Source organism: Pseudomonas sp. GGS8, assembly GCF_024168645.1.
Classification (GTDB): domain Bacteria; phylum Pseudomonadota; class Gammaproteobacteria; order Pseudomonadales; family Pseudomonadaceae; genus Aquipseudomonas.
Map to the genome: position 1 here is coordinate 1,848,822 of NZ_JALJWF010000001.1, position 20,835 is coordinate 1,869,656.

Sequence of the window (20,835 nt, forward strand, 5' to 3'; positions counted from 1 at the left end):
AGCCATGGGAGCAAAGGAAATGGAACGACACATCCCTGTGTCGGAACCGAGCAGGCACTCCGTATGTTTTCCCCTGAACTGCAGACCCGCCGAAAACCGGCGATCGACGGTCCTGCAGTTTGGTGTTGACGCTCCCTGCGTCGGAGCACATCCCAATGCCCCTGTGCCGCTCAGCGAAAATGAATTTACCGGCATAAGGGACCATGCGCGATCATTCTCAATATTTGTTCAGAATTGACTGAAGGCGCCTAAAACACCCAACGTTGTTGCGCCGAGCGAATGTCGGGCTGGGCGGCTTCCACCTGTGCGTAGTGCACTGGGGCAAAGCCTGGCGAGTCGCCCATCACTGTGTTTGTCTCTGCCGGGCCAAAGTAATGCGGTACAGAATTCTGCTCGATGGCGGGTGTTGACTGGACCGTGGTGCATCCCAATCCGAGACCCGCGGCCAACATCAACGCTGCCAATCTTGTAACTCCGTTAAAGAAAATCTTTGGACGCATCTTTCCCACTGTCCCTCTTGAGCATTCTGCCGATGATTCATCGCCTACCGGCTAAGTGATATCAGCGTATCCAGACTTGGGAAGTTCACAGCAATTCGTCACAATTGTTCAGATTCAACCAATCAGCCTAAACTCCCGCAGAAACTTTCTTAACGTTGCACTTACGAGATGAAGGAAACACTCGGCATGCGTGTCGCAATACTGGATGACGAACCCGCCGAACTCCGCCGGGTGGAACAGACACTGCGACAGATCCCCGTAACGGGGGAGCAGGCGTGGACGTTGCACAGTTTCGAGCGGGGAGAGGACTTGTTACGGCAACTTCGCCGGGAAACTTTCGATCTGCTGATCCTCGACTGGCAATTGCCCGATGTCAGCGGCCTGTCATTGTTGCGCTGGACCCGGGAACACATGGACTCACCACCGGCCGCGATCATGCTCACCAGTCGCGATACCGAAAGCGATATCGTCCAGGCCTTGAACGCCGGAGCCGACGATTACGTGAGCAAACCGTTTCGTCCTAACGAACTAATGGCTCGGGTCAGCGCAGTGCTTCGCCGACATGGGCTGCAACGCACAGCAGCCACCGAAATACTCATATTCAATGACCTCGAATTCGACGACGCCGAACTCACCGTCACCCGTGCCTCCACCCCCATCAGCCTGACCGAACGGGAATACCGTCTCGCCCGCTGCCTGTTCGCCAATCTGGGCCGACCTTTGTCCCGTGAATACTTGTATGAGCGCTTTTGGACCCATGAAGAAATAGTCTCCTCCCGCCCGCTCGATACTCATATTTATCGTCTGCGCAACAAGCTGGGCCTGACGGCAGATCGCGGTTGGCAACTGCTGACGATTTACGGTTATGGGTATCGGCTTGAGAGCGTGGCCACCGCTAGCGAATGATTCGACGAACAATAAAAAGTCCAACGCTGAACGTTGGCAGTGTCCATTACGGCAGTTCTGCGCAGGGAACCAATACCCCGCCCATGTAGATTTCAATTGATCAATGTTCTGGCTCGATCGCCTTAGTCCGAGCGCAACCTGGCTCTGGGGGCGGCATGGATTGTGCCGGCGGACTTGCGATAGAGGCCGACTGCCAACCCCATAATAATGATCGCAATTGAAATCAAGTTCGGTATCGAGATGTGTTCGCCGATAATCAGCATCGAACTGCCGATGCCGAATACCGGAATCAACAACGACAGCGGTGCCACTGTTGAAACAGGATAAAGCTTCAACAGCGAGTTCCACCCCCAATAGGCAAAGTGTGTGGCCAGATAAACCTGGAATATAATCGATAGCACAGCCGTCAAGTCGAGACTGCTTTGCAGGTTCTCAAAGGGCGCGGCGCCCCGCATGAGCCAAGCGATGAAGAAGAGCGGGATGGGTGGAAACAGACTAGCCCAGACCATGAATGAAAAGATCTCTTTGACACCGGATTTCTTGATAATGACGTTGCCTACGCTCCAGGCGACGGCACTCAGCACAATCAGCAGTACTCCAAGTATCGCGTGCTCCCCTTGCTGGGTAGAAATGACGCCTGCCAACCCAACCAATGCCAGCAGCGCACCGAGAAGCTGAGCACCGCGAAGCTTCTCTTTAAACAGTAACGCCCCCCAACCCATGGTGAAGAACACGCTGAGCTGGATGATCAGCGAAGCAATACCGGGGCTGACGCCGACCTGAATGCCATAGTTGATCACGCCCCACATACCCAATCCGAAAATGAAGCCGTAGGCGGCGACATAGCTGAACTTGATGGCGGGGCGTTTTATGAAGAACACCAAGGGTATGGCGGCGAGGGCAAAGCGTATACCAGTTAACACAAAGGGATCGATCGAGCGTAAACCCAGCTTGGTGATTGGAAAGTTCACTCCCCACACTAAGGTGACGAGTATCGCCAGAACCAAATGTTTTTTCTGCATATCCCTAGCCTCACATTAAGCGGCACACCCCGGTATGCCGCATTCCCATCAGTTCAATGCGAACCGTTTCTGCATCAGGTTTTTTTGGAGATGCGATTCTATGGTCCAAAATTTTGGCCTGCTTGCTATAGCAGGTCTATTTTTGTCAAAATCGGGCCATGTCGATCAATCCAACACTGGATCCCTACGAGCATGGAAGCCCCGATGCTGTGGTGAGCCTGCGCAAGTATTCTTCGGGTACTGTTTTTGCCCGGCATACGCACAGTCGTGGTCAGTTTGCGTACGCCTCGACGGGCGCGTTGAAGATGTTCACCGATCAGGGGAATTGGGTTGTCCCGCCTCAAAGAGCGCTTTGGGTTCCCGCGTGCGTGTCGCATGAAATGCATATGCGCGGCGACGTGACCATGATCAATACTTATCTCAATGAGGCTGCCTCCATCCGCGCCGGTTTGCCGGAGCATTGCCAGGTCTACAATGTTTCGCCGCTGCTCAGGCACCTGTTGGAAGCGGTGTTGGCCATTGATCCAGAGCAACCGCCCAATATCCGAAGCCAATCCGTGCAGACGCTACTGGTGGATGAAATCGGCGCCATGTCGGAGCTTCCATTGAGCGCACCATTGCCTTCGGAACCTCGACTGGCCCTTTCGTGCCATCGATTCCTCGATGCCCCCACGCAGAATATTTCCATCAGTGAAATGGCCAGTTGGTCGAGCATGAGCCGGCGAACGTTCACGCGAAGTTTTCGGGACGCGACTGGCATGAGTTTTGTCTTCTGGAGACAGCAAGTCTGTCTACTCGAAGCCATGTCCAGACTGAGCAATGGCTCATCTATCACCGAAGTGGCAATTGATCTGGGTTACAGCAGCCCAAGCGCATTTACCTCGGTATTTCGGCGTAACCTGGGGGATTCACCGGGGCGTTATCTGGCCAAGTCCAAAGGTGCATCGATGTTCTGAGCGATTGATCAAGAAGGGGAAACGATCGACCCCTGGGCAGTGTTTCCACCACGAAATGTACGTCGCAATAAAAAAGGCCAACGCTATGCGTTGGCCTTTTTTACTCTAGCGGTCCTGCAGGATCAGAAGTCCAGGTTGGACACCGCGAGGGCGTTGCTTTCGATGAAGTCACGGCGAGGTTCGACCGCATCACCCATCAGGGTGTTGAAGATCTGGTCGGCGCCGATGGCGTCTTCGATGGTCACTTTGAGCATGCGGCGTGAGCCCGGATCCATGGTGGTTTCCCACAGCTGGTCAGGGTTCATCTCACCCAGACCTTTGTATCGCTGGATGGTATGGCGCTTGGTGCTTTCGGCCATCAGCCATTCAAGGGCTTCCTTGAATTCGGTGACGGCTTTCTTGCGTTCGCCGCGCTGAATATAAGCGCCGTCGTCCAGCAGAGTGCTCAGTTGAGCGCCCAGGGAAACGACGGTCTTGTAATCGTTGCTACCGAAGAAGTCGCGGTTGAAGGTGACGTAGTTCGACAGCCCGTGGGAGATCAGTTCGACCTCTGGCAGCCACACGTTACGTTCACGGTCTTCACGCAGGCTGGCCTTGTATACCAGGCCGGATTTCTCGACGGTGCGCAGGCGAACTTCGTACTGAGCCAGCCAATCCTGCATCGCTGCATGATCGGACAATTGCTCCATGCTCACGGCCGGCAGGTAGATGAAGTGCTCGGTCAGTTCCTGTGGGTACAGGCGCGACAGGCGCTTGAGGGTTTTCATCACCAGACGGAAGTCATTCACCAGACGCTCGAGGGCTTCACCGGAGATACCCGGGGCTTCCTCGTTCAGGTGCAGGCTCGCATCTTCCAGGGCCGACTGCGTCATGTACTCTTCCATGGCGTCGTCGTCTTTGATGTATTGCTCTTGCTTGCCTTTCTTGACCTTGTACAGCGGTGGCTGGGCGATGTAGATGTAGCCGCGCTCGATCAGCTCCGGCAACTGACGGAAGAAGAAGGTCAGCAGCAGGGTGCGGATGTGCGAACCGTCGACGTCAGCATCGGTCATGATGATGATGTTGTGGTAGCGCAGCTTGTCGATGTTGTACTCGTCGCGACCGATGCCGCAGCCCAGCGCGGTGATCAAGGTGCCCACTTCTTGCGAAGAGATCATCTTGTCGAAGCGCGCCTTCTCGACGTTCAGGATCTTGCCCTTCAATGGCAGGATGGCCTGGGTCTTGCGGTTACGTCCCTGCTTGGCGGAGCCGCCAGCAGAGTCACCTTCCACGAGGTACAGTTCGGAGAGGGCAGGGTCTTTTTCCTGGCAGTCCGCCAGTTTGCCCGGCAGGCCGGCGATGTCCAGCGCGCCTTTGCGGCGGGTCATCTCACGGGCCTTGCGTGCTGCTTCACGAGCACGCGCCGCGTCGATCATCTTGCCGACGACCAGCTTGGCTTCGTTCGGGTTTTCCAGCAGGAAGTCGGAGAAGTACTTGCCCATTTCCTGTTCGACCGCGGTCTTCACTTCGGAAGACACCAGCTTGTCTTTGGTCTGGGAACTGAACTTCGGATCCGGCACTTTCACCGAAATGATCGCCGTCAGGCCTTCGCGGGCATCGTCACCAGTAGTGGCGACTTTGTGCTTCTTCGCCAGACCTTCCGCTTCGATGTAGGTGTTCAAGTTACGTGTCAGTGCCGAACGGAAACCCACCAGGTGAGTACCGCCATCGCGCTGCGGAATGTTATTGGTAAAGCACAACAGGTTCTCGTTGAAGCTGTCGTTCCACTGCAGGGCGATTTCCACGCCGATGCCGTCTTCACGCTGGACGTTGAAGTGGAACACCTGGTTGACCGCAGTCTTGTTGGTGTTCAGGTACTCAACGAACGCACGTAGACCACCTTCGTACTTGAACAATTCTTCCTTGCCGCTGCGCTCGTCCTTGAGGACGATGCCGACACCGGAGTTGAGGAAGGACAGTTCGCGAATCCGCTTGGCCAGGATGTCCCAGCTGAAGTGGATGTTCTTGAAGGTGTCAGCCGAAGGCTTGAAGTGAATCTGGGTACCGGTGGATTCGCTGTCGCCAACGATTTTCATCGGCTCTTGAGGAACACCGTGGACGTAAGTCTGTTCCCAGATCTTGCCGCTGCGGCGAACGGTCAGGACCAGTTCTTCGGACAGGGCGTTAACTACCGATACACCTACACCGTGCAGACCGCCGGAAACTTTGTAGGAGTTGTCGTCGAACTTACCGCCGGCGTGCAGCACGGTCATGATGACCTCGGCCGCCGAGACGCCTTCTTCTTTGTGCACGTCTACCGGGATGCCACGACCGTTGTCGCGAACGGTGATGGACTCATCCGGGTGAATGATGATGCTGATGTCGTCGCAGTGGCCGGCCAAAGCTTCGTCGATCGAGTTATCGACCACCTCGAACACCATGTGGTGCAGACCGCTGCCATCGTCGGTGTCACCAATGTACATACCGGGACGTTTGCGTACGGCATCCAGGCCTTTCAGCACTTTAATGCTCGTTGAGTCGTACGTATTTTCTTCGCTCAATGCCTTCACTCCCGATGGTCGTGGGTCTGGGTGATACGGCCCTGTTCCACGTGGAACAAAGCGACTGGCGTTTCCGTCTGCCAGCCTTCCCTCAATAATTCATGATCTACACAGGTGATAAAGACCTGGCAGCGTAAGTCTTCCAGCAAGCGGCAAAGCGCGCGACGGTGGTGCTCGTCCAGTTCGGACGGCAGGTCATCCACCAGATAAATACACTGGCCGCGTCGTGCCTGGCTGACCAAGTGCCCTTGGGCAATCCGCAATGCACAGACCACCAACTTCTGCTGACCACGGGACAAGATGTCCGCGGCGTTATGTGCGCCTAATCGGAGACGCAAATCAGCACGTTGTGGTCCGGCCTGGGTATGACCCATTTGCTGATCCCGCTGAAGGGATCCGGCGAGCACTGCACTCAACTCACGGTCTTTGTCCCAGCCTCGGTAATAGCTGAGCGTCAAGCCCTCAAGCTCAACCAGTTCGCTCAAGGTCTGTTCAAAGACTGGTTTCAAGGCTTTGATGTAAGCGCGGCGGTATTCATCTATTTCATCGCTGGCCTGGCACAGTTCCCTGTCCCAAACCGCTTGCGAAACGGCGTCAAGTGTACCATGCCGCAGCCAAGAGTTTCTCTGGCGCAAGGCCTTCTGCAAGCGCTGCCACGTGGACATGAATCGCGGTTCCACGTGGAACACACCCCAGTCGAGAAACTGCCGGCGAATCTTCGGCGCGCCTTCCAGCAGGCGGAAACTGTCCGGGTTGATCAACTGCAGCGGCAGGATCTCCGCCAGCTGTGCCGCACTACGGGCATTTTGCCCGTCGATGCGGATCTGGAACTCTCCCTGACGATCGCGAGATATCCCCAATGCGCTGTGCCCGCCCTCGGCCAATTCGACCTGGCCAAATACCGTGCACGCCAATTGCTCGTACTGAATGACCGGCAACAGACGGCTGCTACGAAACGAACGGGCAAGCCCCAGCAGATGAATGGCTTCCAGAACACTGGTTTTGCCGCTGCCGTTGGCGCCGTAAAGAATGTTGATTCGGGGGGAGGGGGAGAAGGTCACCGGGTGCAGATTGCGCACCGCGGTGACCGAGACGCGACTTAAGGACATCTAGCTTCTGCTAAGCATGATTACAGACGCATCGGCATGACAACGTAAGCCGAGTCGTCGTTGTCGGACTCTTGCACCAGCGCACTGCTGTTGGAGTCGGACAGGATCAGGCGAACCTGCTCGGTGGTCATCACGCCCAATACGTCGAGCAGATAGCTCACGTTGAAGCCGATTTCCAAAGAGCCGCCGTTGTACTCAACGCCCACTTCTTCTTCCGCTTCTTCCTGCTCCGGGTTATTCGCCTGGATCTTCAGCTGACCGGTGGCCAGTTGCAGACGGATACCGCGGTACTTCTCGTTAGACAGAATCGCGGTACGGCTGAACGCTTCACGTAGGGCCTGGCGATCGCCGAGTACCAGCTTGTCGCCGCCTTTAGGCAGAACGCGCTCGTAGTCAGGGAATTTACCGTCGACCAATTTCGAGGTGAAGGTGAACTCGCCGGTGGTGGCACGGATATGATGCTGGCCCAGGACGATGCTGACGTTGCCGTCCGGCTCGGTCAGCAGACGCGCCAGCTCCAGAATACCTTTGCGTGGCACGATGACCTGATGACGATCCGGCTGACCGATATCGGCCTGCATCGAGCACATGGCCAGACGGTGACCGTCGGTCGCCACGGCGCGGATGATCCCGGCCGAGACTTCCAGCAACATGCCGTTGAGGTAGTAACGCACGTCCTGCTGCGCCATGGCGAAGCTGGTGCGTTCGATCAGACGACGAAGTTTGCTTTGCTCAAGGCTGCAGGTCAGCGAACCCGGGCCTTCTTCCACTGTCGGGAAGTCATTGGCCGGCAGGGTCGACAGGGTGAAGCGGCTACGGCCGGCCTTCACCACGAGCTTCTGCTCGTCGACCTTGATATCGATCAGCGCATCGTTCGGCAAGCTCTTGCAGATGTCCATCAGCTTGCGCGCTGGCACAGTGATGGAACCCGGGTCCGCAGGCTCTTCGAGTTGCACACGACCGACCAGCTCGACTTCCAGGTCGGTACCGGTCAGCGACAGTTGCTGGCCTTCGACAACCAGCAGCACGTTGGAAAGCACCGGCAAGGTCTGTCGGCGCTCGACGACGCCTGCGACCAGTTGCAGGGGTTTCAACAGGGCTTCGCGTTGAATGGTGAAATGCATGGTCTAGTCCCTTGCCTTAATAAGCTGCGCTGGTGTTCATCAAGTGGTCAGTGTACGCAGCAGGTTCTTATAGTCCTCGCGGATGTCCGCGTCGGATTCCTTAAGCTCGTTGATCTTGCGGCAGGCGTGCAAAACAGTCGTGTGGTCGCGGCCGCCAAACACATCGCCGATTTCCGGCAGGCTGTGGTTGGTCAATTCCTTGGACAACGCCATGGCGACCTGACGCGGACGTGCTACCGAGCGTGAACGACGCTTGGACAGCAAGTCGGAGATCTTGATCTTGTAATACTCGGCGACGGTGCGCTGAATGTTATCCACAGAGACCAGTTTGTCTTGCAGCGCCAACAAGTCTTTCAGGGATTCGCGAATCAGCTCGATGGTGATGTCGCGGCCCATGAAGTGCGAGTGGGCGATCACGCGTTTAAGCGCGCCTTCCAGCTCACGGACGTTGGAGCGAATACGCTGGGCGATGAAGAATGCCGCGTCGTGTGGCAGATCGACTTTGGCCTGGTCGGCCTTTTTCATCAGGATCGCTACACGGGTTTCCAGCTCCGGCGGCTCGACGGCGACCGTCAGGCCCCAGCCAAAGCGGGATTTGAGGCGTTCTTCAAGGCCTTCGATTTCTTTCGGATAGCGGTCACTGGTGAGAATGACCTGCTGGCCACCTTCGAGCAGGGCGTTGAAGGTGTGGAAAAACTCTTCCTGCGAACGTTCCTTGCGAGCGAAGAACTGAATGTCATCGATCAGCAACGCATCCACCGACCGGTAGAAGCGCTTGAACTCGTTGATCGCGTTCAGCTGCAGCGCCTTGACCATGTCGGCCACGAAACGCTCCGAATGCAGGTACACGACCTTGGCATTCGGGTTCTTCTTTAATAGGTGGTTACCCACAGCGTGCATCAAGTGGGTTTTACCCAAACCGACGCCGCCATAAAGGAAGAGCGGGTTGTAGCCGTGTTTGGGGTTGTCCGCCACCTGCCAGGCCGCAGCCCGCGCCAGTTGGTTGGACTTACCTTCGACGAAGTTCTCGAAGGTAAAGGTGCGGTTCAGGTAACTGGTGTGCTTGAGCGCACCTTCGACCTGCACCGTGCGCTGCTCGGAACGAACCGGGGCCTGTTGCGAACTGGCGCCGGCCATCGGATCGAAGCTGTCGCGGGACGGCTCTTCACTGACCTCGGCAACTTTTTGCGTCGAACGCTTGGTCTGTGCCGCCGCTGGAGCAGGGGCTGGAGCGCTGACCGGTGCGGCAGCCGCCTGAGCCTGGGACGCCGCAGCGGCCAATGGGGCATTGGGTGCCGCACGCGGTGCTGAACTGCGTTTGCTGCCTATTAATAAGGAAAGCGCCGGCGCCATGCCATTGCCGTGCTCATCCAGCAGTTCAAGGACGCGGCCCAGGTACTTTTCGTTGACCCAGTCGAGAACAAAGCGATTCGGCGCGTAGACACGCAACTCGTCGCCTTCGGCTTCGACCTGTAGCGGACGGATCCAAGTGTTGAATTGTTGGGCAGGCAGCTCATCGCGCAAAAGCTCCACGCACTGCTGCCAAAGTTCCACTGACACGGATATCCCCTAAGTTGAAAGCCGGTGAGGCAAAAACAAGCGGTCATTGTAGCGGCCAGACGCCCACTTATCCACATGCAGGTTGCGCACAGGGCATGAATTATCAATGCGTTAACCCTCGAAAAGAAGACCAACGGTATGTGCGTAAGCTCTGTGGATAACCGCCCATGAGGGCACTGGACAAGTGGGGGCGAAACTCAGTGGATAAGCCGCCTGTGGATAACTAGCCTTTCCACACACAGCTTATCCGATAGCGCAGCACAGGCTGACCACTGTTTTCCACCGTAGTTGTCATTCTCTGTACATCACGGTTTTTAAGGGCTTAAGGTAGTTATCCACAGATGATCGCTTCCCTAGCTTTTACAAGCTTTACAGAAAAGCTTTAAATAATTCCCTTCTTTATTTCTATATCTAGCGAACGACCTGCGGATGAGCAAAACCTCTGGAGATCTATTTATAAGGAAACGTTGGTTGGAAATTGACCTAGAGGCTTGCTTTCTCTAGAATCCCCGGTCTCTTAAAACGGGGGCCATTCCGGCCCGTTGTGGACGAACCAGGTAACACGACAATGAAACGTACTTTCCAACCAAGCACTATCAAACGCGCTCGTACCCACGGTTTCCGTGCTCGCATGGCTACCAAGAACGGTCGTGCCGTCCTGTCGCGTCGTCGCGCCAAAGGTCGTGCGCGTCTGGCAGTTTGATAATCCGGCACTGGAGGTGAGTCAGGACTTCAGTCGGGATAAGCGTCTGCTTACTCCCCGGCATTTCAAGGCAGTCTTTGACTCCCCTACCGGCAAGGTTCCGGGGAAAAATCTCCTGCTCCTTGCGCGCAATAACGATCTTGATCACCCCCGTCTCGGGCTGGTTATCGGGAAAAAGAGCGTAAAGCTCTCCGTCGAGCGCAATCGCCTCAAACGTCTGATGCGTGAATCGTTTCGCCTGAACCAGGATTCACTGGTCGGTTGGGACATTGTTATCGTCGCGCGCAAAGGTTTGGGTGACGTAGAAAACCCCGAATTGATTCAGCATTTCGGCAAACTCTGGAAGCGTCTGGCACGCAACAAGCCGGTACCAGCAGTCAAAGCCGAAACTGTAGGGGTAGACAGTCCCGATGCGTAAACTGGCACTCGTTCCGATCCAGTTTTATCGCTATGCCATTAGTCCCCTGATGGCCAATCACTGTCGTTTCTACCCCAGTTGTTCCTGCTACGCGTTAGAAGCCATAGAAAATCATGGCCTTCTGCGCGGTGGCTGGCTGACCTTTCGTCGTTTAGGTCGCTGTCATCCGTGGAATCCCGGTGGTTATGACCCGGTTCCACCTATCCCTACCTCCCGTTCTTCTTCGATGGCCGAGTAATCATGGATATCAAACGCACGATCCTGATCGTCGCCCTGGCAATCGTGTCCTACGTTATGGTTCTTAAATGGAACCAGGACTATGGCCAGGCTGCCCTGCCGACTCAGAATGTTGCTTCCAGTACTACCGCACCGGGCCTACCGGATACGGCGACTGGCAATAATGCTTCCGCCAGTGACGACATCCCGCGCGCCGCAAGCGATACCAGTGCAACTGCACCTGCTGAAACGCCAGTGGCTGCAAGCAAAGACCTCATCCAGATCAAAACGGATGTGCTCAACCTGGCTATCGATCCACAAGGTGGTGATGTTGCCCAGTTAACGCTGCCGCTGTATCCACGTCGTCAGGACCATCCGGAAATTCCATTCCAGCTGTTCGATAACGGCAACGAGCGGACTTATCTGGCTCAGAGCGGCCTGATCGGCACCAACGGTCCGGACGCGAGTCCTGCCGGTCGTCCGGTTTACTCCTCCGAGAAGAAGACTTATCAACTGGCCGACGGTCAGGACCAATTGGTCGTGGACCTTAAGTTCAGCAAGGACGGCGTCAACTACATCAAGCGTTTCACCCTGAAACGTGGCCTGTATGACGTAACCGTTTCCTACCTGATCGACAACCAGAGCGCTCAACCCTGGTCCGGTGCAATGTTCGCGCAACTGAAGCGTGATGCCAGTTCCGATCCTTCTTCCAGCACTGCCACCGGCACCGCGACTTACCTGGGCGCCGCCCTGTGGACAAGTAACGAGCCGTACAAGAAAGTGTCGATGAAGGACATGGACAAGGCTCAGCTGAAAGAAACCGTCAGCGGTGGCTGGGTTGCCTGGTTGCAGCACTACTTCGTGACCGCGTGGATTCCGGCCAAGGGCGAAAACAACGTCGTCCAGACTCGTAAAGACAGCAAAGGCAACTACATCATTGGCTACACCGGTCCTTCTCTGACCGCTGCGCCAGGTGCCAAGGTTGAAACCAGCGCCGTTCTGTACGCGGGTCCAAAAAGCCAGGCCGTGCTGAAACAGTTGTCCCCAGGCCTGGAACTGACCGTCGACTACGGCATTCTGTGGTTCATTGCCCAGCCAATCTTCTGGTTGCTGCAACATATCCACGCACTGGTTGGTAACTGGGGCTTCTCGATCATCTTCCTGACCATGCTGATCAAGGGGATTTTCTTCCCGCTGTCGGCCGCCAGCTACAAATCCATGGCACGCATGCGTGCAGTGGCACCGAAACTGGCCGCGCTGAAAGAGCAACATGGCGAAGACCGGCAGAAAATGTCGCAAGCCATGATGGAGCTGTACAAGAAAGAGAAGATCAACCCACTGGGTGGCTGCTTGCCAATCCTGGTGCAGATGCCGGTTTTCCTTTCGCTGTACTGGGTTCTGCTGGAAAGCGTGGAAATGCGCCAGGCGCCATTCATGCTGTGGATTACTGACCTGTCGATCAAGGATCCGTTCTTCATTCTGCCGATCATCATGGGCGCAACCATGTTCATCCAGCAGCAGTTGAACCCGACGCCTCCGGATCCGATGCAGGCCAAGGTGATGAAGCTGATGCCAATCATCTTCACCTTCTTCTTCCTGTGGTTCCCGGCCGGTCTGGTACTGTACTGGGTAGTGAACAACTGCCTGTCGATCGCCCAACAGTGGTACATCACTCGTAAGATCGAAGCGGCTACCAAAGCAGCTGCCTGATTTACACTGTGGATAACCACTCAAAACGCCCCCTAGTGGGGCGTTTTGCTATCTGTCACTTTTGTTTGGATACCGGTTTATGAGCGTTCCTCGTGAAACCATCGCTGCCGTTGCTACCGCTCAAGGTCGCGGCGGTGTGGGCATCGTCCGTATTTCCGGGCCGCTGGCGAGTGTGGCGGCCAAAGCCATCAGCGGCCGCGAACTGAAACCGCGGTTCGCCCATTACGGCCCGTTCCTCAGTGAAAACGAAGAGGTGCTGGACGAAGGCATCGCGCTGTATTTCCCCGGACCGAATTCGTTCACCGGCGAAGATGTGCTGGAGCTGCAGGGCCACGGCGGACCAATCGTCCTGGATATGTTGCTCAAACGTTGCCTGGAATTGGGCTGCCGTCTGGCCCGACCGGGTGAATTCAGCGAACGCGCCTTCCTCAATGACAAGCTTGACCTGGCTCAGGCCGAAGCCATTGCCGACCTGATCGAGGCGAGTTCTGCACAGGCAGCACGAAATGCCCTGCGTTCGTTGCAAGGTGCGTTTTCCCAGCGTGTGCATAACCTGACCGAGCAACTGATAGGCCTGCGCATTTACGTCGAAGCGGCCATCGACTTCCCTGAAGAAGAAATCGACTTCCTCGCCGATGGCCACGTGCTGAGCATGCTGGATAAAGTGCGCGACGAATTATCCACAGTGCTTCGTGAAGCCGGGCAGGGCGCCTTGCTGCGTGATGGCATGACGGTGGTCATTGCCGGTCGGCCGAATGCCGGTAAGTCCAGCCTTCTGAATGCCTTGGCCGGACGCGAAGCCGCGATAGTGACGGAGATTGCCGGCACAACCCGGGACATTCTTCGCGAACATATCCACATCGATGGCATGCCGTTGCATGTGGTCGACACTGCCGGGCTGCGCAATACCGATGATCAGGTGGAGAAAATCGGCGTCGAACGGGCATTGAAAGCCATCGGCGAAGCAGATCGGGTATTGCTGGTGGTCGATGCCACCGCTCCCGAGGCCCTTGATCCATTTGCCTTATGGCCGGAGTTCCTCGAAACCCGCCCGGATCCGGCAAAAGTGACGCTGATTCGTAACAAGGCAGACCTTACGGGCGAAGCGATTGCCCTGGAAGTCAGTGACGACGGCCACGTCACGATCAGCCTCAGTGCCAGGTCCGCCGGCGAAGGCCTCGAGTTGCTGCGCGAGCATCTCAAGTCCTGCATGGGTTACGAGCAGACCTCTGAAAGCAGCTTCAGTGCTCGCAGGCGTCACCTGGAGGCACTGCGTCATGCGAGTGCGTCCCTCGAACACGGCCGCGCGCAGCTGACGTTAGCGGGTGCTGGTGAACTGCTGGCCGAAGATTTGCGGCAAGCCCAGCAGTCTTTGGGCGAAATCACCGGCGCATTCAGCTCCGATGATCTGCTGGGCAGGATCTTTTCCAGCTTCTGTATCGGTAAATAGTCCTTCTGCGTTACCCACAGACAGGCCGTTCTGGCCTGTCTGCCCCTCTTCTTCTGAAATAGCCCTCCGCTCTCGAGCAGATTTTTCTGTTCGGGCGGATTTTCCGTGCCCGGGATTTGCTCGGTAAGCCGTTTTCTGTGGATTAAGCCCTGTGAATAACTGCCGCTAAGGGCAGTTGATAACAAGGCCTCAAAACTGAAGATAACCGCCTCTGTGGATAACCACCCCTTTCATCCACAGGCTTACACCGGTTATCCAAGGGCCTCCTCGGCACATGACCACAGGGTTTTGAATCTCTGTACACATTGAAAATAAAGGCCTGTATGAATCTATCCACAGAAAGGTGGGTCAGTAGAAATAAACATAAAAACAAAGATTTAATAAATTTCTCTCTTTTTAATTTCTATAACCCCGACTTCTCCACAGCTGGTTAAATTTTGTGCAAAGGGTTCTTTAGGAAGGGCGAAGTCCCTATACTTGCCGACCAGGTCCAAGAACCTGAGCTCAAACTATTCCGGATTACCTGACTAAAGCAGGCACGAGGTGCGTGGTGGATTTCCCTTCCCGTTTTGAAGTGATCGTCATCGGCGGCGGTCATGCCGGTACCGAGGCAGCACTTGCATCAGCACGTATGGGGGCAAAAACCCTGTTGCTGACGCATAACGTGGAAACCCTCGGTGCCATGAGCTGCAACCCCGCCATTGGTGGGATCGGCAAAAGCCATCTGGTCAAGGAAATCGATGCCCTGGGCGGCGCGATGGCCATGGCTACCGATAAAGGTGGTATTCAATTTCGCGTATTGAACAGCCGCAAAGGCCCAGCCGTGCGCGCCACTCGCGCCCAGGCAGATCGGGTTCTATACAAGGCAGCTGTCCGCGAAACTTTGGAAAACCAGCCGAACCTGTGGATATTTCAACAGGCAGCCGATGACCTGATCGTCGAACAGGAACAGGTGCGCGGTGTTGTCACCCAAATGGGCCTGCGGTTCTTCGCCGATTCCGTGGTGTTGACCACCGGGACCTTCCTCGGCGGACTTATCCACATTGGCATGCAGAATTATTCCGGCGGTCGCGCCGGTGATCCGCCGTCGATTGCCTTGGCACATCGTCTGCGTGAATTGCCATTGCGTGTCGGTCGCCTGAAAACCGGTACACCGCCGCGTATTGACGGTCGCTCTGTGGATTTCTCGGTCATGACCGAACAAGCAGGGGATACACCGATTCCGGTGATGTCGTTCATGGGCTCCAAAGAGCAGCATCCGAAACAGGTCAGCTGCTGGATTACCCACACCAACGCCCGGACCCACGAAATCATTGCCGCCAACCTCGACCGTTCGCCAATGTATTCCGATGCTGGGTTGATTGAAGGCATTGGCCCACGTTATTGCCCATCGATCGAAGACAAGATCCACCGCTTTGCCGACAAGGAAAGCCACCAGGTCTTCATCGAACCGGAAGGGTTGACCACTCACGAGCTGTACCCGAACGGGATATCCACATCCTTGCCGTTCGACGTGCAATTGCAGATTGTGCAATCGATCCGTGGCATGGAAAACGCGCACATCGTGCGTCCGGGCTACGCCATCGAGTACGACTATTTCGACCCGCGTGACCTGAAGTACAGCCTGGAAACCAAAGTGATCGGTGGTCTGTTCTTCGCCGGGCAAATCAACGGCACCACCGGTTACGAAGAAGCCGGCGCCCAGGGTTTGCTGGCCGGAGCCAACGCTGCACTGCGAGCCCAGGGCAAAGACGCCTGGTGCCCGCGTCGCGACGAAGCGTACATCGGCGTTTTGGTTGACGACCTGATTACTCTCGGTACCCAGGAACCGTATCGGATGTTCACATCCCGTGCCGAATACCGCTTGATTCTGCGCGAAGACAACGCCGACCTGCGCCTGACCGAAAAAGGTCGCGAACTGGGTCTGGTGGATGATGTGCGTTGGGCGGCCTTCTGCAAAAAACGCGAAAGCATCGATCTGGAAGAACAACGCCTGAAAAGTACCTGGGTTCGCCCGGGCACCGAGCAGGGCGATGCGATTGCCGAGAAGTTCGGCACGCCGCTGACCCATGAATACAATTTGCTCAATCTGCTGAGCCGTCCGGAAATCGACTACGCTGGTCTGATCGCCATAACCGGTGGGGGGGCAGACGATCCTCAGGTCGCCGAGCAGGTCGAAATCAAGACCAAGTACGCCGGTTACATCGATCGTCAACAGGATGAAATCGCACGCCTGCGGGCCAGTGAAGACACCAAACTGCCTGTGGATATCGATTACACGAACATTTCAGGTCTCTCCAAAGAGATCCAGAGCAAGCTAGGTGCGACCCGTCCAGAGACTTTGGGCCATGCGTCGCGTATTCCGGGCGTTACCCCGGCAGCGATTTCGCTGTTGATGATTCATTTGAAAAAACGCGGCGCGGGCCGTCAGTTGGAGCAAAGCGCTTGAGTTCGTTGGTTACCTCGCAACATGCAGAAGAGTTATCCACAGGTGCTCGCCAGCTCGGTGTCACACTGACGGAAGCCCAGCACGCTCAGCTGCTGGGTTATCTGGCCTTGTTGATCAAATGGAACAAGGCTTACAACCTGACCGCCGTGCGCGATCCGGACGAAATGGTCTCCCGTCACCTGCTCGATAGCTTGAGCGTGATGTCATTCGTCGAAAATGGTCGCTGGCTGGACGTTGGCAGCGGCGGCGGCATGCCGGGTATTCCGTTGGCGATTCTTTTTCCAGAGTCCCTGGTGACCTGTCTGGATAGCAATGGCAAGAAAACCCGCTTCCTGACCCAGGTCAAACTCGAACTCAAACTGGATAACCTGCAAGTTATCCACAGTCGCGTCGAAGCCTTCCAACCTGAACTGCCATTCAACGGGATCATTTCCCGGGCGTTCAGCAGCATGGAGAACTTCAGCAACTGGACTCGCCATTTGGGCGACGCCGATACACGCTGGCTGGCAATGAAGGGCGTTCATCCCGCCGATGAGCTGGTAGCATTGCCGGCAGACTTCCACCTCGATAGCGAACACGCCCTGGCCGTACCCGGTTGCCAAGGCCAACGCCATCTGCTGATACTGCGCCGCACGGCATGATTGGGAACACAAGCAAGAATGGCTAAGGTATTCGCGATAGCGAACCAAAAGGGTGGTGTGGGCAAGACCACCACCTGCATCAACCTCGCAGCTTCCCTGGTCGCTACCAAGCGTCGGGTGCTGTTGATCGATCTTGATCCACAGGGCAACGCCACCATGGGTAGCGGTGTGGATAAACACGGCCTGGAAAACTCGGTCTACGATCTGCTGATCGGTGAATGCGATCTGGCCCAGGCCATGCACTATTCCGAACACGGTGGTTACCAGTTGTTGCCGGCCAACCGCGATCTGACCGCGGCCGAAGTCGTTCTGCTGGAAATGCAGATGAAGGAAAGCCGCCTGCGCAGTGCGTTGGCGCCGATCCGTGAAAACTACGATTACATTTTGATCGACTGCCCGCCATCGCTGTCGATGCTCACGCTCAATGCGCTGGTTGCCGCTGACGGGGTCATTATCCCCATGCAGTGCGAGTACTTCGCACTCGAAGGGTTGAGCGACCTTGTGGATAACATCAAGCGCATTGCCGAACTGCTGAACCCGAACCTGAAAGTCGAAGGCCTGTTGCGGACTATGTACGACCCGCGCCTGAGCCTGATGAACGACGTCTCGGCACAGCTCAAGGAACACTTCGGTGATCAGCTCTACGACACCGTGATTCCGCGCAACATCCGTCTGGCCGAAGCGCCAAGCTATGGCATGCCGGCGCTGGCGTACGATAAATCATCGCGCGGCGCGATTGCCTATCTGGCATTGGCCGGCGAGATGGTTCGCCGTCAACGCAAAAATTCACGCACCGCCGCTGCCCAGGCAACTTAAGGAATCCCCATGGCCGTCAAGAAACGAGGTCTCGGACGTGGACTGGATGCACTGCTGAGTGGTCCGACTGTCAGCTCGCTGGAAGAACAAGCGGTGCAAGCCGACCAGCGTGAGCTGCAGCACCTGCCCCTGGACCTGATCCAGCGTGGCAAGTACCAGCCGCGTCGGGACATGGATCCTCAGGCGCTGGAAGAGCTGGCGCAGTCGATCAAGGCCCAGGGCGTGATGCAGCCGATCGTGGTTCGCCCGATCGGCAGTGGCCGTTTCGAAATTATCGCCGGCGAACGCCGCTGGCGCGCCAGCCAGCAGGCTGGCCAGGAAACCATCCCGGCGATGGTTCGCGATGTGCCGGATGAAACCGCCATCGCCATGGCGCTGATCGAGAATATCCAGCGCGAAGACCTCAATCCGATCGAAGAAGCGGTGGCCTTGCAGCGTTTGCAGCAGGAATTCCAGCTGACTCAGCAACAAGTGGCCGAGGCTGTGGGTAAGTCCCGCGTCACCGTGGCCAACCTGTTGCGCCTGATTTCGTTGCCGGAAGTCATCAAGACCATGCTGTCTCACGGCGACCTGGAAATGGGTCATGCCCGCGCCTTGCTGGGTTTACCGGAAAATCAACAGGTTGAAGGGGCGCGACATGTTGTCGCACGGGGGCTGACTGTGCGCCAGACTGAAGCACTGGTTCGCCAGTGGTTGGGTGGCAAACCGGAGCCTGTGGAACCGGCAAAACCGGACCCGGATATCGCCCGGCTCGAGCAGCGCCTGGCCGAGCGCCTAGGCTCTGCGGTGCAGATCCGCCACGGAAAGAAGGGTAAGGGGCAGTTGGTGATCGGCTACAACTCTCTTGATGAACTTCAAGGTGTGCTCGCACACATCCGCTGAAACAATTCCTCTTGTAGCGTGAAGTCGGAAATCACTACCTGACAGTTGAATAGGGGCAGAACCGCCCCTATACTCTGCGCGCATTTTGTCGGCACAAATTATGCCAAGTTATTGAACTATGGCAGCCGACCATTGGGGAGCAAAAGTGATGGAAAACCGCACGCCAGACCGCTTGCCTTTCCATCGATTGGCTGTTTTTCCGGTGTTAATGGCTCAACTTGTCGTTTTGCTGATTGCCGCTTTGGCGCTCTGGCGATGGTATGGAGTCGTTGCCGGGTACTCAGGACTTTGCGGAGGCCTGATAGCCTTGCTTCCCAATATTTATTTCGCTCACAGGGCATTTCGGTTTTCCGGCGCCCGAGCGGCTCAAGCCATCGTCCGGTCTTTTTATGCCGGCGAGGCGGGCAAACTGATTTTGACGGCAGTGCTGTTTGCATTGACGTTTGCAGGTGTGAAGCCATTGGCGCCGTTAGCAGTATTCGGCGTCTTCGTGCTGACCCAACTGGTCAGCTGGTTCGCTCCCCTGCTTATGAGAACAAGACTTTCGAGACCTTAGGGCGTTTGAGGCAACCATGGCAGAAACAACCGCTTCGGGCTATATCCAGCACCACTTGCAGAACCTGACCTTCGGTCAGCTACCCAACGGCGGCTGGGGCTTTGCCCACACCGCAGCAGAAGCCAAGGAAATGGGCTTCTGGGCTTTCCACGTCGATACCCTCGGCTGGTCGGTCGCGTTGGGTCTGATCTTCGTTCTTCTTTTCCGCATGGCGGCAAAGAAGGCGACTACAGGTGTACCTGGTGCTTTGCAGAACTTCGTTGAAGTATTGGTCGAATTCGTCGATGGCAGCGTGAAAGACAGCTTCCATGGCCGTAGCCCGGTGGTCGCACCGCTGGCACTGACCATCTTCGTCTGGGTCTTCCTGATGAACGCCATCGACCTGGTACCGGTCGACTGGATTCCTCAGCTGGCCATCCTGATCTCCGGCGACCACCACATCCCGTTCCGTGCCGTGTCGACCACCGACCCGAACGCGACCCTGGGCATGGCGTTCTCGGTTTTCGCACTGATCATCTTCTACAGCATCAAGATCAAGGGCCTCGGCGGCTTTATCGGCGAACTGACCCTGCACCCGTTCGGCAGCAAGAACATCCTCGTTCAGGCGCTGCTGATTCCGGTGAACTTCCTGCTGGAATTCGTGACCCTGATCGCCAAGCCGATCTCCCTGGCTCTGCGTCTGTTCGGCAACATGTATGCCGGTGAGCTGGTGTTTATTCTGATCGCTGTGATGTTCGGCAGCGGTCTGCTCTGGCTGAGCGGCCTGGGCGTAGTTCTGCAGTGGGCGTGGGCTGTGTTCCACATCCTGATCATCACCCTGCAGGCGTTTATCTTCATGATGCTGACCATCGTTTACCTGTCGATGGCGCACGAAGAGAACCATTAAGACCCGTCTCGACTGGTCTGATGTCCCGCCCGGTCAAACGGGTGGGTGCCCTAAACGGGCTATGAAACGATTTGTTTTACCGCTTTAAAATCTAAAAAACCTAAACCATACGACGTAAAAGTCGGGAGGAAAGATGGAAACTGTAGTTGGTCTAACCGCTATCGCTGTTGCACTGTTGATCGGCCTGGGCGCACTGGGTACCGCAATTGGTTTCGGCCTGTTGGGTGGCAAATTCCTGGAAGGCGCTGCGCGTCAGCCGGAAATGGTTCCAATGCTGCAAGTTAAAATGTTCATCGTTGCCGGTCTGCTCGACGCCGTAACCATGATCGGTGTTGGTATCGCTCTGTTCTTCACCTTCGCGAACCCATTCGTTGGTCAACTCGCTGGCTAA

General features: G+C 56.4%; 19 protein-coding genes. 14 read left to right on the forward strand and 5 right to left on the reverse strand.

Annotated features, from left to right (window positions below; translation table 11 throughout):
- The first annotated feature begins 686 nt into the window (after window positions 1–686).
- Window positions 687–1,406 carry a response regulator transcription factor gene (locus J3D54_RS08110; protein WP_253417444.1) on the forward strand — a complete coding sequence of 240 codons (720 nt, stop codon included), beginning with the start codon at window positions 687–689 and terminating at the stop codon, window positions 1,404–1,406.
- Window positions 1,407–1,528: 122 nt separating this feature from the next.
- Here the strand turns inward: J3D54_RS08110 and J3D54_RS08115 are convergent, their stop codons facing one another.
- Window positions 1,529–2,428: an EamA family transporter gene (locus J3D54_RS08115; RefSeq protein ID WP_253417445.1), complete on the reverse strand. Its 900-nt coding sequence runs from the start codon at window positions 2,426–2,428 to the stop codon at window positions 1,529–1,531.
- Window positions 2,429–2,586: 158 nt separating this feature from the next.
- Here J3D54_RS08115 and J3D54_RS08120 point away from each other — a divergent pair, with 158 nt between their 5' ends.
- On the forward strand, window positions 2,587–3,384 hold the full coding sequence (locus J3D54_RS08120) for a helix-turn-helix domain-containing protein (protein WP_253417446.1): 798 nt from the start codon (window positions 2,587–2,589) through the stop codon (window positions 3,382–3,384).
- Window positions 3,385–3,506: 122 nt separating this feature from the next.
- On the opposite strand, the gene gyrB is transcribed toward J3D54_RS08120, so the two are convergent.
- From gyrB to dnaA, 4 genes are read right to left on the reverse strand one after another with little or no spacing between them, the layout of a single operon-like run.
- Complete coding sequence (gyrB, locus tag J3D54_RS08125) at window positions 3,507–5,924, reverse strand: DNA topoisomerase (ATP-hydrolyzing) subunit B (RefSeq protein ID WP_253417447.1); 2,418 nt, start codon at window positions 5,922–5,924, stop codon at window positions 3,507–3,509.
- Window positions 5,925–5,929: 5 nt separating this feature from the next.
- A complete protein-coding gene (gene recF / locus J3D54_RS08130; protein WP_105342583.1) occupies window positions 5,930–7,033 on the reverse strand; it encodes a DNA replication/repair protein RecF in 1,104 nt (367 codons plus the stop codon).
- Window positions 7,034–7,053: 20 nt separating this feature from the next.
- Entirely contained in the window at window positions 7,054–8,157 is a 1,104-nt protein-coding gene (dnaN, locus tag J3D54_RS08135) for a DNA polymerase III subunit beta (protein ID WP_253417448.1), read from the reverse strand.
- A gap of 39 nt (window positions 8,158–8,196) precedes the next feature.
- The gene (gene dnaA / locus J3D54_RS08140) at window positions 8,197–9,717 is read right to left on the reverse strand and encodes a chromosomal replication initiator protein DnaA (protein WP_253417449.1); all 1,521 of its coding nucleotides are present in this window, start codon (window positions 9,715–9,717) and stop codon (window positions 8,197–8,199) included.
- Between the two features lie 568 nt (window positions 9,718–10,285).
- Here dnaA and rpmH point away from each other — a divergent pair.
- From rpmH to atpE, 12 genes are all read left to right on the forward strand, one after another.
- Complete coding sequence (gene rpmH / locus J3D54_RS08145) at window positions 10,286–10,420, forward strand: 50S ribosomal protein L34 (protein WP_003213577.1); 135 nt, start codon at window positions 10,286–10,288, stop codon at window positions 10,418–10,420.
- A gap of 16 nt (window positions 10,421–10,436) precedes the next feature.
- Entirely contained in the window at window positions 10,437–10,838 is a 402-nt protein-coding gene (gene rnpA / locus J3D54_RS08150) for a ribonuclease P protein component (RefSeq protein WP_253426535.1), read from the forward strand.
- Window positions 10,831–11,076, forward strand: a complete 246-nt coding sequence (gene yidD, locus J3D54_RS08155) for a membrane protein insertion efficiency factor YidD (protein ID WP_003213574.1) — start codon at window positions 10,831–10,833, stop codon at window positions 11,074–11,076. The genes rnpA and yidD overlap by 8 nt, the downstream gene beginning before the upstream one ends.
- A 2-nt stretch (window positions 11,077–11,078) precedes the next feature.
- The gene (yidC, locus tag J3D54_RS08160; protein WP_019651244.1) at window positions 11,079–12,764 is read left to right on the forward strand and encodes a membrane protein insertase YidC; all 1,686 of its coding nucleotides are present in this window, start codon (window positions 11,079–11,081) and stop codon (window positions 12,762–12,764) included.
- 79 nt (window positions 12,765–12,843) lie between these two features.
- Entirely contained in the window at window positions 12,844–14,214 is a 1,371-nt protein-coding gene (gene mnmE / locus J3D54_RS08165) for a tRNA uridine-5-carboxymethylaminomethyl(34) synthesis GTPase MnmE (protein WP_253417450.1), read from the forward strand.
- 550 nt (window positions 14,215–14,764) lie between these two features.
- Window positions 14,765–16,663 (forward strand): tRNA uridine-5-carboxymethylaminomethyl(34) synthesis enzyme MnmG, encoded by a 1,899-nt coding sequence (gene mnmG, locus J3D54_RS08170; protein ID WP_253417451.1) that lies wholly within the window; start codon window positions 14,765–14,767, stop codon window positions 16,661–16,663.
- Complete coding sequence (rsmG, locus tag J3D54_RS08175; RefSeq protein ID WP_253417452.1) at window positions 16,660–17,304, forward strand: 16S rRNA (guanine(527)-N(7))-methyltransferase RsmG; 645 nt, start codon at window positions 16,660–16,662, stop codon at window positions 17,302–17,304. The genes mnmG and rsmG overlap by 4 nt, the downstream gene beginning before the upstream one ends.
- A gap of 18 nt (window positions 17,305–17,322) precedes the next feature.
- A complete protein-coding gene (locus J3D54_RS08180; RefSeq protein WP_007934331.1) occupies window positions 17,323–18,120 on the forward strand; it encodes a ParA family protein in 798 nt (265 codons plus the stop codon).
- Between the two features lie 9 nt (window positions 18,121–18,129).
- Entirely contained in the window at window positions 18,130–19,002 is an 873-nt protein-coding gene (locus tag J3D54_RS08185) for a ParB/RepB/Spo0J family partition protein (protein WP_253417453.1), read from the forward strand.
- Window positions 19,003–19,150: 148 nt separating this feature from the next.
- Window positions 19,151–19,558 carry a F0F1 ATP synthase subunit I gene (locus J3D54_RS08190; RefSeq protein ID WP_007934335.1) on the forward strand — a complete coding sequence of 136 codons (408 nt, stop codon included), beginning with the start codon at window positions 19,151–19,153 and terminating at the stop codon, window positions 19,556–19,558.
- A gap of 16 nt (window positions 19,559–19,574) precedes the next feature.
- Window positions 19,575–20,444, forward strand: a complete 870-nt coding sequence (gene atpB, locus J3D54_RS08195; RefSeq protein WP_253417454.1) for a F0F1 ATP synthase subunit A — start codon at window positions 19,575–19,577, stop codon at window positions 20,442–20,444.
- 133 nt (window positions 20,445–20,577) lie between these two features.
- Complete coding sequence (atpE, locus tag J3D54_RS08200) at window positions 20,578–20,835, forward strand: F0F1 ATP synthase subunit C (protein WP_002555987.1); 258 nt, start codon at window positions 20,578–20,580, stop codon at window positions 20,833–20,835.